A 13,118-nucleotide genomic window follows, 5' to 3' on the forward strand; every position below is an offset into this window, starting at 1 on the left:
CCCCCGCCGGTCCGCCCGACCGCGGGGGGCGTTTCTGCGTTGTAGGCCTTCCTCGTCCACTTATCCCGCCAGCCGGTAATGCTTGGCAGTTAGAAGTGCAGCGCTCCTTTTTAAGGATGCAAGGTATAGCGACGTAAGTTGCTCAACCGAAAGGCCGCTGGTGCACAACCAGCGGCCTTTCGGTTATTTAGCTGGTGGATACCTACTTGGCTTTGCGGAACATGTATCGAGTCATGAAGATGCCCTGACCGGTAGTGCCGCCGCTGGTCAGGGTTTGCGTCAGCGGGATTACCTGAAACATCTCCCAGCCCTCGGCCGTGATTTCGCCCAAGTAGCGCAAAATGGTTTCTTCGTTGGCCTGTACATTCTTGATGTTGATGCCCGTGAGACTGAACAGGTTTTCCATCTGAGCTTCCTTAGTGCCCTTGAACTCGGGGGTAAAGATTACCCGGGAGCGGCCCAAGCCGCCGGCGACAATGGACTCAATAGTGGTCATTTGCAGGTACTGATAACTCTTGCCATTCTGCGCTACCGCAGAGTGTGGCAGGAGCGGTAAAGACAATAGCAGGCACAGCAGAAGCAAACGGAGACAACGTGGAAGCAGCATAGGGGAATGAAGTGAAGTGAGCAGGCAAAATAGGTGAAACCACCATTCTCTGCTAATTCAGTCCCAAGCCCATAGAAAAGCCCGCCCGTACTACATGCACGGACGGGCTTCAATTCTTTATACAGGATGGGTTTTACTCCCGCTTCGACTTAAGCAGCTGGCGCAGCGAGGCCAGCTCGTCACGGAACTTGGCGGCTTGCAGGAAGTCCAGCTCCTTGGCGGCGGCTTCCATCTGTTTCTCGGTTTGCTTGATGAGCTTTTCCAGGTCGGCGCGGTTCATCATGGCTACCACCGGTTCGGCGGCAATGGCCAGGCCGATGCCGTTCTCATCGGGGCCCGCGTAGGCCTGCGGCTCCGGAATGCGGTAGTCGGAGAGGGAAGTCTGGTCCATGATTTCGGCGTGGCTCTTGCGCACCGTGCGGGGCGTGATACCGTGCTCGTCGTTGTAGGCCTTCTGGGTGGCGCGGCGGCGGTTGGTTTCATCCATGGCGCGCTGCATCGAGCCGGTGATGCGGTCGGCGTACATGATGACTTTGCCGCGGTCGTTACGGGCAGCGCGGCCCATGGTCTGAATCAGGCTGCGCTGGTCGCGCAGGAAGCCTTCTTTGTCGGCGTCGAGGATAGCCACCAAACTCACTTCCGGCAAATCCAGGCCCTCGCGCAGCAAGTTTACGCCGATGAGCACGTCGATTTCGCCCAGGCGTAGCTGGCGCAGAATTTCCACCCGATCCAGGGTCTTTACGTCGCTGTGCACGTAGCTTACCTTGATGTTGAGGCGCTCCATGTACTTGGTCAGCTCTTCGGCCATGCGCTTGGTGAGCGTGGTCACCAGCACCCGGTCGCCCATCTTCACGCGGTTGTCCACCTCGTCGAGCAAATCGTCGATCTGGTTGGCGCTGGGGCGAATTTCGATTTCCGGGTCGAGCAGGCCGGTGGGGCGAATGATCTGCTCCACCACTACCCCGCCCGAGCGCTCCAACTCGTAGTCGGCCGGGGTGGCCGACACGAAGATGGCCTGCTGGTACATGCTCTCGAACTCGTTGAAGGTGAGCGGGCGGTTGTCCATGGCCGAGGGCAGGCGGAAGCCGTACTCCACCAGCGCAGTCTTGCGGCTCCGGTCACCACCCCACATGGCCCTGATCTGGGGCATGGTGGCGTGGCTTTCGTCGACCACCAGCAGGTAGTCCTTGGGAAAGTAGTCGAGCAGGCAGAAGGGCCGGGCGCCGGGCGTGCGGCGGTCGAAGTAGCGCGAGTAGTTCTCGATGCCCGAGCAGTAGCCCAGCTCCCGGATCATTTCCAGGTCGAACTCGGTACGCTCCACGATGCGCTTGGCTTCGGAGTCGCGGCCTTCCTTCTCGAAGTAGGCGTGCTGCTGCACCATGTCGTACTGAATTTCCTTGATGGCCTGGTGCAGCGTGTCCTTGCCGGTTACGAACAGGTTGGCCGGAAACAGTGACACTTCCTTTTCCTCCATGATCTTCTTGCCGGTGTCGGGCTCGATGCGGTGGATGGCCTCGATTTCGTCGCCGAAAAAGAAGAGCCGGTAGGCGTAGTCCAGGTAGGCCGGGAAGATGTCCACCGTGTCGCCCTTCACGCGGAAGGTGCCGCGGGTGAATTCCTGCTCGGTGCGGGCGTACAGGATCTGCACAAACTGGTAGAGCAGGGCATTGCGCGAGAAGCGCAGGCCGGGCTTCAGGAAGATCAGGTTCTTGCCGAACTCCTCGGGGTTGCCGATGCCGTAGATGCACGACACCGAAGCCACCACAATCACGTCGCGGCGCCCGCTCAGCAGGGAAGATGTAGCGTGCAGGCGCAGCTTCTCGATTTCCTGGTTGATGGCCAGGTCCTTCTCGATGAAGACGTCGGTGCTGGCAATGTAGGCCTCGGGCTGGTAGTAGTCGTAGTAGCTGATGTAGTACTCGACGGCGTTGTTGGGGAAGAAGGCCTTGAACTCGCCGTAAAGCTGGGCCGCCAGCGTTTTGTTGTGGGCCAGCACCAGGGCGGGTCGCCCGGTCTGGGCAATGACGTTGGCAATGGTGAAGGTTTTGCCGGTGCCCGTGGCGCCCAGCAGTACCTGCGCCGGCTCGCCCGATTCGACGCCCGCTGCGAGCTGGGCAATGGCCCGGGGCTGGTCGCCGGTGGGCTTGAATTCGGAGGTCAGTTGAAACTCCATGCAGGCTAGGAAAGTGAGCGGGAAAGATAACCCTTCTTAACCCCGGCCGGCGGCCTGGGGTTTCCCCGTAAACGAGAAAAACCCGCGGCTGGCGGGCAGACGCGGGTTTTGCAGAAGATGCTCGGCTGGGCTTCCCAAAGGAAACCGCCGCCGAGCGGAAAGTAGTCCGTAGGGGAATCGAACCCCTGTTGGCAGAATGAAAATCTGCAGTCCTAACCCCTAGACGAACGGACCAGATACTGGTGAACGGGGCCTGCGCCGGCTGCGACAGGTGAGAAAGTGATTCCGCTGGGATTCGAACCCAGGACCCGTACATTAAAAGTGTACTGCTCTACCAGCTGAGCTACAGAATCAGGCTCCAAATCAGCCGCCGAGGTGAGGCTGAACCGGGCGGCAAAAGTAGCAAGGGAATGGGTACAGTGCAACTATTCGAGCCGCATTCCCGCAGAAAAAAAGCTCATTCTGTCGGATTTGTTTGTATTGCCCTGATTGTCAGGGTCTGCGGCCAAGGTAGTTTTGGGCAGCCTGCGAACCGGTGAGCAAGCGTCAGGCCGTTGCCGGACCCAAAGTTCGGCTTTGGCATTCCCGGCGGGTTGAGGGCGGGCCGGCGACGCGTGGCGGAAGCCGGGCCGCGGGGAAATGCTACTCCAGGCGGGTGAGGCGCAGGCAGTCGAGCAGGGCGTGGTTTACGGGGCCGTTCATGTTGGCGTTGGTGGGTTCCAGCGCCAGAGTGAGCGAATGGCGCCCTCGCGGCAGTCGCACCAGGACCGGGTTGGAGTAGCCCCAGTTCGACCACTCGTTTACCCCGCGTTGCGGCAGCACTATCGTCCCGAGCACTTGCCGACCCAGCCGCAGCGTTCGGATAGCGCACTTGTTGTCGGTATTTACCGGCCCGTTGCCGTTGGCGTAGCGGAAGTCCACGGCGTAGAGGCCGGCCGCGGGCACCGTTACCGGCACCGTCAAGCGGGCGTTTTTAGTCTGAGAGGTTTCCACGAAACCTGCGCCGGTGAAGCCCGGGTAGGGCAGGCGGGCCTTGGGTGCGGCTGCTTCCAGCTGGTACACCTGGCTGGCGGACTCGCGGCCCACTTCCAGCGGCTCACTGGCAAACGACTCCCAGCCCTGCCGGTCGTTGGCTACCACCTGCCAGCTGGCGTAATCTGCCGGTACGGGAAACGACGGCTCGGTGGTGCGGCCGGCAAACCGGCCGTTGCGCAGCACCTGGTAAGCCGTAGCGCCCGCCACCGCCGGCCAGCTTACCCGCCCCGCGGCGTAGCTGACGGCCGGCGTCTCGGGCGAGAACAGGTTTTCCACCCGGTTTACTGCCATTGCTGCCGGCGCTTGGTTGCTAAGCTCAATGCGCAGGGCGTGGCGCCCGGTAAGCGTGGCGGGAATAACCGCCTCGGCCAGCGGCTGCCCATCGAGCGTCACCCGATCGATCTGGTTACCGAAGCCGCTCAGCTCCACGTCGAGCACGGCGCCGCGGTAGCGCAGACCGGTAAGGCTACGCGCGCCCTGGAAGGCCCGGGGTACGAAGGGGCGCAGCACCAGCCGGTCGGGCTCGAACTGCAGCCCGAACAGCACCTTGTACACCAGGGCCAGGCTGCCCGAGAGGCTCCAGAGCATGTTGCTGGAATTGACCTGCGTGCCGGCAAAGTCGCCGTTCTGGGCCACGAAGTTTTCCTTGTTGGTCAGAAACAGCGCCGCCGGACGGTAAATAGCCGCCATACTTTCGGTGAGCGAGGCCTCGTTGCCGGCCTGAGCGGCAGCCAGGGCCCAGAAGCCCTGCACGAAGGGCCACACGGCGTTGTTGTGGTAGGGCGGCAGGCCGGGAATCTGCGGGTAGATGCAGCTGATGCCGTAGGCCGTGGTAGGCGTGCGGCTGACTACCTGTTGGGCCCGCTCGCCCGCGGCCACGCCGTAGAGCACGCTCAGGGCTTCGCCCAGGGCCTCGGCGCGGGGCGAAAGCAGCAGGTGCGGGCGTCCGTAAAGGTATTGCCCGTAGTAGCCTCGCTCGGGCTGCCACAAATGCTGGTTGATGCCCTGCCCGATGCGGGCCGCCAATTGCGCGTGGTGCTCGGCCACGGCCGCGTCGCCCAGCAGCCGGGCCATTTCAGCCAGCACCCGGTTGGCCTGGTAGTGCACGGCGTTGGTGCCCAGGTTCTGGCTTTGGTAGATGTCGGCCGGCTGCATCCAGCGGGGGTAGGTTTGCTCGCGCCAGTCCAGAAACGACGATTCGCCCCGCACCAGCCCGGTCCCGGTGTCGTAGGCGTTGTGTTCGTCGTCCTTGATGGACTGCTTGATGATGGGGTACACCCGGCGCAGCCAGGCTTGGTCGCCGGTAACCAGGTAGATTTCCCAGGCGGCCACGGCCCAGATCAGGCGGTCGGTGGAAACGGGGTAGGCGCCACCGGTACCCGTGTCCTGCACGATGCGGCCCTCGGGCGTGACCTTGCGCAGCAAGCTGTTCATGGCTACGCGGGGCTGCAGCAGGGCCTGGCTCAGAATGATGGAGTAGCTGATGTCGCGCGTCCACACCCCGGCCCACTCCTGGCCGGTACGGAAGGTGCTGTCGGGCTCCACGGCGCGGCGGGCTTCCTCCAGGGCCAGGTTGTAGAGCGCATCGGTAAGCGGGTACTCCGAGCGATACTGCGGCAGGTCGGCGGTGTTGAGGCTTTGCTGCCAGCGGCTGGCCGTAGTCTTGGCCGTCTGCGGCGCGTTGAGCAGCAGCTCTACCTCGTAGATTCCGTCGCCGTCGTCATCCTTCAGCTCCAGCCCGGGCTTGTTCACCAGGTTGTCGAAGTCCCAGCTCAGCGGCGCCGTGCCGCCGGCCACGAACACCTGCCGGAAATCCTGCTGGTAGAGCTTGTCGCCCTTGGAGGTGGTGAAGTAGCCCTGCCGCTGGAAGGCCGCCAGCACCGGCCGCAGATCTAGGCGGATGCGCACGCGGGTGTTGGGCTGCAGAAAAGCGTTGGCCGGCACCGCGCGCGGGTCGACGTAGCGCTGCCCGAACACAATGGGCGGCGTTTCCACCACCCCGCCTGCCGTTGCGGGCAGGGCCAGCAGAAGGTGGTCCTGGCCCGGGGCCATTTCGTTGTCCTTGCCGTTGAGGCTGAACTTAAAGCTCACCTGCGGGCTCAGAAAGGTGTTGGCCGGACTCTGGTAGTTCGAGCTCAGCTCGGTGCGCGAAAGGGCGCGGGCCACATGGCGGCCCTGCACCAGCGAGTCGCGGTAGAGCGAGTAGGCGGCCGACTCCCAAACCGGTGCCGCGGCCGGCTGCGCAGTTACCGGGGCTGGGTGCGAAGAGGAAGGCTTGGGCATACGGCAGAAACTCAGCAGGGCGCCCGTCAGCAGCAGGCCCACCCGGGCATAAACGCTTTTCATGGGACCAAAAGAAGGCAATTGAGGGCGCTTGTGCGCAACACCGTTGGGGCGGGGGCACCTTGCTGCGCGTTTGAGCAATGATTTCACCTCCCGGCAGGCCGTTTTGCTTTCTGCCGCACGGACTGATTCTGCTGGTGCCGCTAGCCCGAATACCCCATAAGGGCCTTTGCGAAGCAAGGGCAAAGCAATTGGGCCGCCGGTGTTTGCAGGCAGCGGCTGATTGGCCATGAGCGAGCCGCTGGTACGCTTGCACACCCAACTTGATATGGGCATTTTGCCGCGGACGAATCACAAACAGCACCTTCCGTTGCAACATCCTGCCGGCTGGCCGGTCACATGCCTCGATGAGCAACCTGCCCACCTCCCCCGTAACCGACCAGCAGCTTGTAGCGCAGGTGCTCGGGGGAAACACCGCGGCTTTTGGGCAAATCGTGCAACGCACGGAAGGGCTGGTTGCGCAACTAGTGTTCAAGATGGTTCGGCACCCCGCCGACCGCCCCGATATCGCGCAGGACGTGTACCTGAAGGTGTTCAAGAACCTGGGCGGGTTTAAGTTTCAGGCCAAGCTTTCCACGTGGGTCGGCCAAATTGCCTACAACACCTGTCTGCACTACCTGGAAAAGAAGCAGTTGGTGCTGGTGGACCCCTCGGAGTCCGCGCCGGATAAGGAAGCGGAGGAAGGCCGCCGGGCCCCGCCGCCCCTGGTCGCCGGTACCGACTACGACCCCGAAACGGCCCTGTTCGGCCACGACTTGGCCGGCATTCTAAGCACGGCCATCGAGCAACTGCCCCCGCTTTACCGCACCCTAATTTCTTTGTACCACCAGCAGGAAGTGAGTTACGAGGAAATTTCCCAGATCACCTCCTTGCCGGAAGGGACTGTGAAAAACTACCTCTTCCGGGCTCGGAAAAAGTTAAAGCAACATCTACTGGCCACTTACCAACGGGACGACCTATGAACGCGCCACACCTTTCCGAACGTGAATTGCAGGCAGCTGCGGAACCCTCCGCTCGGCTGTCGGCTGCTGAGGCCGCCCACCTGCGCGCCTGCCCGCTGTGCCAAAGCCAGGTTGCGGCCTACCAGCAACTGTTTACCGCCCTGGCCCAGCAACCCCAGCCGGCTTTTGCTTGGAACTTCTCAGCGCAGGTAGTGGCGCAGTTGCCCGCTGCCCGGCCGGCTTTTCCCTGGGTGCTCAGCGGCGTGGTCGTTCTGGTGCTCGGTATGGTTGGCGCGTTTCTGGCGCTCATGGGCCCCGCGCTGGTACCGGTATTCCAGAGCCTGGCCACCGGGCTGGGGCCCGGCTTGGTGGTCCTTGCGGCGTTCTTTGTGGCCGGGCAAGGCCTGGAACTGCTGGCCCGACACCGTCGGCAAATGCGCCTGCTAGCCTTTTCATAAATTTTTGCAACCCGAATGGTTTTGGCCGGTCTCATCCGGTATTACCCCCTGCCCGACTTATGAAAGGTTTTCTGCTGCTTCTGTTTTGCTGCCTGGCCACCGCGGGCGCTTCGGCCCAAAGTGCCCTGGCACCGGTTCTGGATGACAGCGCCCTGGAACTCGCGCGGCGGGTGCTGATGCCGGTAGTCGGACTTTACCTGCTGTGCCAGTTCGTGTTGGCCGCGGTCAAGCTGGTTTTGAACTTCCTGCTGAAAAAGCAGATCGTGACGGCCGCTACGTCGGAAAGTGTGGTGGCGCGCCTGTTGCCTGGCCCGCAGGACGAACAAAACAAGGTGATGAAGTGGGTCGCGCTACTACTCAGCAGCGGCGCCGGGCTCACCGTGTGCCTGTGGTTTCCGCCTTTGGGACTGCACTCGCTCATCATCTTGCTGTTCAGCACGGCCCTGGGCTTCCTGGCCTATTACCTGTTCCTGCGTCGGCAAGCTAAGTAGAGCCGCGCGACACCTTCTGCTTGATCTTTTAGGGTGCTCCCAGCTGCCAGTGTAGCGGCTAGGCCGAAAGCACCTACCCTTCAGTTGCGTCTCAACCCTTCCTCCTTTTAATCCCGATTCCCATGAACCAGCGGGCCTCCTGCGCTTCGTATACCGTGTATTACCCGGTAGCTTGCATTAAAAAACAAATTGGCGAACAAACAGTTAGCCAAAATGATAAGAAAGCCCCGTATCGGTGGTGGCCCCGAACTTCGGCCGTCGCCCGCTGTTGGGGCTGGCTCGCGCTGCTGGCTGCGGGGCTGCTGCCTGGCTCGCTTTCCGCCCAAACTTTGGGGCAAGTAGCGGGTACGCTACTGGAGCAAGGCACGCGCCAACCGCTGCCTTTCGCCAACGTGGTGCTGCTGCGGCTGCCCGATTCGACCTTGGTGGGCCACGCCCAAAGTGCTGACAACGGTACCTTCGCGCTGTCCAACGTGGCGCCCGGCCGTTACCTGCTGCGGGCCGAGGCCCTGGGCTACCGCACCGCCCGCCGACCGGTTAGCCTGGAGGCTGCTGCCCCGCTCGTTCGCCTTGGCGAGTGGCTGATAGCGCCCGCGCCCGTTCAACTGCGCAATGTGGTGGTGGAGGGCGAAAAAGCGGCGGTCGTTCATGAGTTGGGCAAAACCGTTCTGAACGTCGAAAAAGACCTCAACAGCGCCGGCGGCACGGCAGCGGATGTACTGCAGAAAGTACCCGCCATTGCAGTGGACGACAACGGGCGCGTAAGCCTGCGCGGCAATGCAAGCGTCACGCTCTACCTCGACGGCAAACCCGCACCCAGCAGCCTGCGCCTGGACCAGCTGCCCGCCAGCCGGCTCGAAACCATTGAAGTCATCACCAATCCCGGCGCCCAGTATTCGGCCCAGGGCACGGGCGGCATCATCAACCTGGTACAGAAAAAACAAACCCGGCCGGGCTGGAACGGCGTTGCGATGGTCAGCACCGGCACCCGCGACAAGTACAGCGCTTATCTGAACCTGAACCGGCGGGTGGGGGCCTTCAACTTTTTTGGCAACGCTGGCGGGTTGAACAACCGGTTCCGCGGCAGCTCGGCCCTGCAGCAGCTCGCCACGGTGGAGGGCCGCACCGCCGGCACCCAGCAAACCGGCTACAACGCGCGTCGCCAAGCCAACGAGGACTTGCGCTTGGGTGTGGAATATGCCCCCAGCGAGCAGCAGCGCGTCAGCTTGACTGCGGAGTTCTACAAGAACGACCTACATCATACCAGTAACTTCGCCACCCGACTTACTCGCGGCGCCGAGCCAGCCGTGGCCCTGCAAAACCAGAACCGGGAAGTGGACGACCTGTACAACGCCCGGATTTCAAGCCAGTACCGGCGCACCTGGGCCACTCACCCCGGCCGCGAACTGTCGGCCAGTGCCGGCTACATCTTGGACGGGGGGACGGTGACCACCGAGCAGCGCGTGCTGGATGGACCGTCCCGCGAAACGGGCCCGGCCCGGCAGCAGCGGCTCGACGTGACCATTCACCTGCCTTCTGCGCAGGTAGATTACGTGCACCCGTTGGATGAGCGCCGCCGTTGGTCTGCTGGTTTGAAAGCCGACCTCATGGTGACGCCCGGCACAGCCGATTACGCAGTCAAACCGGCGGGCGAGGCCGCCTTCGTCCGGCAAGCCGCCGGCTCCTACCGCTACCACTACCAACAGTTCATTCCGCAAGCCTACGGCTCCTACCGGCACCAAGCCGGGGCGTGGGAGTACCAGGCCGGGCTGCGGGCCGAGTTCACGGGGCTGCAGGCCCGAGTGCTGCCGGCTGGCTCGGCTACCCAACGCATCTTCAGCCTGTTTCCCTCGGCCACCGTGGGGCGCACGCTGCCCGGCGACCAGCGCCTGCAGCTTAGCTACGCGCGTCGGTTGAACCGGCCCAACTTTCTGCAGATCGTGGCCCTGCCGATCTATTCCGATGCCCGCAACTACGTGGTAGGCCGCCCCGACCTGCGCCCTGAGTACGTGCAGGTAGCGGAGCTGGGCCACCAGGTAGCGTGGCAGGGTACAACGCTGAGCACAACTTTATTCGGCCGTTTCGCCAACGATGCCATCCAGAGCTTGCGCAGCATCGACACGCTGGCAACCCGCCTCAGTGGCCAGCCCGATTTTATTGCCCGCACCAGTTACGCAAACCTGGGCCGCACGGCCAGCTACGGGCTGGAAGTGTCGCTGACGCAGCCCGTGACGACGTGGTGGAAACTCACGGCCAACGGGTCTTTCTACCGCAACCAAGTAACTCACTACACCGGCCGCGGCACACGGGCCAACGTTACCGGCTCGGCGTACCTGTTGAGCACCTTCAAGCCCACCGAAACGCTGGCGGCGCAGTTGAGTGGGAACTACCGCGCGCCGCTGCTGGTGCCCCAGGGACGTTTGCGGGCCGTTTACGGCGTCGATATAGCCCTGCGTCAGCGCCTGCTTCACGACCGGGCTGCGCTTACGCTGCGGGTGAGCGACGTGTTCAACACGCGGCGGCAACACTCTCAGTTGCGGGCCGACGGGCTGAACTCGGACATCCGAACTAAATACGAAACGCTGGTAGGCTACCTGGGATTTACTTGGTTTTTGGGCGCCAACAAGCCCGCCAGCACTATCGAAAGCCAGCCGAAAGGGGATACGGGTGGATTTGGGGGCTAGCTTGGGGAGTCTGCGCGCAGTATGGAAATTACAGGGGTATGTCAAGCTGAGTCACTAGGTAAGCACCATAAGTCAACACCATAAGATAGATTATGCCGCCAGTACAGCCGTTGAGTTAAGTAGGCCGCATACCGGCACCGTCATTCAGGTTAGCCCAACGGCGCGGCAGAGCTTCTCTGCCGCGCCGTTGGGCTAACCTGTGGTTTGTTCAAGTGCAGAACGAAGCCAAAAGCAAATCAGCCACCCAGACGCTCGTCTAAGTGGCTGATTCTAAGTGAGCGGGAAACGAGGCTCGAACTCGCGACCCTCAGCTTGGGAAGCTGATGCTCTACCAACTGAGCTACTCCCGCGGGGTTGGATTGGGCAAAAATACGTGGTAAATCGGGATTCACAACTTCCCGAAACCGCGTATAAGCGCTAAACCAACCTGCCCGTCACCATGCCCACTACCCAACTCAAACCCGGAGCCCGCCGCCTGGTGGGCTTGCTGCTGATTGTTTCCGGTGGCTTGCTGGTAGCCGCGCAGCTGCTGCGGTTTGGGGTGCTGGGCGCGGGCTGGCAGCAGGCCGGCTGGGCCGGGGTCGACTCCACGTACCTGACGCTGACGGTGCTCATGCTGCTGGTGGGCGTGTTGCTGGTGCGCTACGGCTGGCGCATGCGCCGCGACGGCCACGTATCCGACGAGCCGGGTGACCACTCGATAACCTGAGGGCCGCACGCACGAGCCGCCGGGCTTGCGTAAGTTTGCCGACCATGTCGTCTCCGCTCCGCATCGTTTTGGCCAAGCGCACTGCCGCCGTAGCCGCCCAGTTGGCCGAATTTGGCCGTCAGACCTTCGCCGATACCTACGCGGCCCAGAACAAGGCCGCGGATATGGCGCTGTACCTGGCCGAGCACTTCGGGCCCGAGCAGCAGCTGGCCGAGCTGCAGGATCCCAATACCTTTTTCTTGCTGGCGTTGCTCAACCAGGAAATGGTGGGCTACGTCAAGCTGCACTTGGGCTCGGCGCTTGGGGCCGAGCCGGGCGCCGACCTGAGCCAGCGCGCCGAGCTGCAGCGCCTGTACGTGCGGGAAGACTGGCAGGGCACCGGCCTGGGCGCCTCGCTGCTGCGCCGCTGCCTTGACGAAGCCCGCCAGCGCGGCTGCCGCGCCCTGGTGCTGAGCGTGTGGGAGAAAAACGAAAAGGCCCGGGAGTTCTACCGCCGCAAGGGCTTCAAGCAAATCGGCGAGACGGAATACCGCGTGGGCCACGACGTGCAGAACGACTTCATCCTGCGCAAGGGCCTATGAGCGGCCACTGGCAGGCCTGGGGGAAGTGGGGGCTGCTGGCGCTGAGCAGCTGGCTGGCGGCCTGCGCGCCTACCGCCGAAACCGATGCCTCGCGGCCCGCGCCCACCGGGCGCTACGAGGGCAAGCTCACCTACCGCGGCAGCGCCCTGCCGGTGGTTATCAACCTCTACCAGGACTCGGCCAGCCAGGCAGTGCAGCTGCAGTTGCGCGTGCCGCAGCTGCCGGTGTTTGCGCGCTGGTTCGACAGCGTGAGCTACCAGGCGCCGGCGCTGAACGCCCGCCTGGTGGGCGGCCGCCTGGCTTTGCGCGAGGAAACCAACTTTCTGACCGGTAGCATCTGGCTGCACGACACGCTGCGGGCCGAACTGGTGGCCGTGCGCCGCGGCACCGCCGAGCTGCCCACGTATCGGGTGCTGCACCGACCCGCGGCGGCGGGCCTGCCCCCGCACCGCTACTACCTGCCGGTGCCCGACTCGGGCCGGCAACGGCCGGTGGTGTTGCTGTTGCCCGCCGCAACGGCCGCACCCGCGGCCCAGGGCTGGGCCGACTGGCTGGCCGCGCAGGGCGTGGCCGTGGCCGTGCTGCCCCTGGGTGCAACCGCCCCCGACTCCGTGGCAGCCCGGCAGCTGAGGGGGGCACTTCGGCAGCTGAAAACCGACGCCGTGGTGCGGGCCGACTCCAGCCGAATCGGAGTCTGGAGCCTGGGACCAAGTGGCCGGGCCGTGGTGCAGGTGGCCGCCGACGCCGGCGCCGTGCCCGCTTTTCTGCTGCTACAGGGGGGGGGATTTACGACTGCCGACCGCGCGCTGCTGCGGCAACTGGCCCGGCGGCGCCGGCCGGTGCTGGCCCTCTACGGCGGGGCCGATACCACCGTGAATGGGCGCGAAAGCTCCCGGCAGCTGCGGCAGGCGCTGGGCGGGCGGCGCGGCGCGCCGGTGCGCGTGTATGCTGATGCCAACGCCCAACTGCTGCGCCCAACGCCAGCAACCGATTCGGTGCGCAGTGCCTGGCCCCAGCTGCCGCCGGAGTTGTTGCCCGGGCTGCAGCAGTGGCTGCAGGGCGTGCTAGCGCCACGGCGCTAAGCCTGTAATCAGCC

Annotated in this window: 10 protein-coding genes and 3 tRNA genes; 7 read left to right on the top strand and 6 right to left on the bottom strand. The window is 63.7% G+C overall.

The features are described 5' to 3' along the window. Nucleotides 1–202: 202 nt before the first annotated feature. From ACE191_RS16855 to ACE191_RS16875, 5 genes are all read right to left on the bottom strand, one after another. The gene (locus ACE191_RS16855; RefSeq protein WP_400193423.1) at nucleotides 203–496 is read right to left on the bottom strand and encodes a hypothetical protein; all 294 of its coding nucleotides are present in this window, start codon (nucleotides 494–496) and stop codon (nucleotides 203–205) included. Nucleotides 497–740: 244 nt separating this feature from the next. Next, nucleotides 741–2,780: an excinuclease ABC subunit UvrB gene (gene uvrB / locus ACE191_RS16860; protein WP_400193424.1), complete on the bottom strand. Its 2,040-nt coding sequence runs from the start codon at nucleotides 2,778–2,780 to the stop codon at nucleotides 741–743. Nucleotides 2,781–2,942: 162 nt separating this feature from the next. Next, nucleotides 2,943–3,014: transfer RNA gene (locus tag ACE191_RS16865), tRNA-Glu, on the bottom strand. A gap of 46 nt (nucleotides 3,015–3,060) precedes the next feature. Beyond that, nucleotides 3,061–3,133: transfer RNA gene (locus ACE191_RS16870), tRNA-Lys, on the bottom strand. Nucleotides 3,134–3,422: 289 nt separating this feature from the next. Continuing rightward, nucleotides 3,423–6,161: an MGH1-like glycoside hydrolase domain-containing protein gene (locus ACE191_RS16875; protein ID WP_400193425.1), complete on the bottom strand. Its 2,739-nt coding sequence runs from the start codon at nucleotides 6,159–6,161 to the stop codon at nucleotides 3,423–3,425. Between the two features lie 344 nt (nucleotides 6,162–6,505). On the opposite strand from ACE191_RS16875, the gene ACE191_RS16880 reads away from it, so the two are divergent. The 4 genes from ACE191_RS16880 (at nucleotide 6,506) to ACE191_RS16895 (ending at nucleotide 10,732) form a co-directional block, all read left to right on the top strand. Continuing rightward, nucleotides 6,506–7,120 (top strand): RNA polymerase sigma factor, encoded by a 615-nt coding sequence (locus ACE191_RS16880; protein WP_400193426.1) that lies wholly within the window; start codon nucleotides 6,506–6,508, stop codon nucleotides 7,118–7,120. Next, nucleotides 7,117–7,557, top strand: a complete 441-nt coding sequence (locus ACE191_RS16885) for a hypothetical protein (RefSeq protein WP_400193427.1) — start codon at nucleotides 7,117–7,119, stop codon at nucleotides 7,555–7,557. The genes ACE191_RS16880 and ACE191_RS16885 overlap by 4 nt, the downstream gene beginning before the upstream one ends. A 59-nt stretch (nucleotides 7,558–7,616) precedes the next feature. After that, on the top strand, nucleotides 7,617–8,048 hold the full coding sequence (locus ACE191_RS16890) for a hypothetical protein (RefSeq protein WP_400193428.1): 432 nt from the start codon (nucleotides 7,617–7,619) through the stop codon (nucleotides 8,046–8,048). A gap of 329 nt (nucleotides 8,049–8,377) precedes the next feature. Continuing rightward, nucleotides 8,378–10,732, top strand: a complete 2,355-nt coding sequence (locus tag ACE191_RS16895) for an outer membrane beta-barrel protein (protein ID WP_400193429.1) — start codon at nucleotides 8,378–8,380, stop codon at nucleotides 10,730–10,732. A 277-nt stretch (nucleotides 10,733–11,009) separates the two neighbouring features. On the opposite strand, the gene ACE191_RS16900 is transcribed toward ACE191_RS16895, so the two are convergent. Continuing rightward, nucleotides 11,010–11,082: transfer RNA gene (locus ACE191_RS16900), tRNA-Gly, on the bottom strand. Nucleotides 11,083–11,171: 89 nt separating this feature from the next. Here ACE191_RS16900 and ACE191_RS16905 point away from each other — a divergent pair. The 3 genes from ACE191_RS16905 to ACE191_RS16915 are packed head-to-tail and all read left to right on the top strand — an operon-like array spanning nucleotide 11,172 to nucleotide 13,104. Next, the gene (locus tag ACE191_RS16905; protein WP_400193430.1) at nucleotides 11,172–11,441 is read left to right on the top strand and encodes a hypothetical protein; all 270 of its coding nucleotides are present in this window, start codon (nucleotides 11,172–11,174) and stop codon (nucleotides 11,439–11,441) included. A 44-nt stretch (nucleotides 11,442–11,485) separates the two neighbouring features. Then, nucleotides 11,486–12,022, top strand: a complete 537-nt coding sequence (locus ACE191_RS16910; RefSeq protein ID WP_400193431.1) for a GNAT family N-acetyltransferase — start codon at nucleotides 11,486–11,488, stop codon at nucleotides 12,020–12,022. Beyond that, the gene (locus ACE191_RS16915; protein WP_400193432.1) at nucleotides 12,019–13,104 is read left to right on the top strand and encodes a hypothetical protein; all 1,086 of its coding nucleotides are present in this window, start codon (nucleotides 12,019–12,021) and stop codon (nucleotides 13,102–13,104) included. Before ACE191_RS16910 ends, ACE191_RS16915 begins: the two co-directional genes overlap by 4 nt. Nucleotides 13,105–13,118: the final 14 nt, after the last annotated feature.

Source organism: Hymenobacter sp. B81, assembly GCF_044628455.1.
GTDB lineage: Bacteria > Bacteroidota > Bacteroidia > Cytophagales > Hymenobacteraceae > Solirubrum.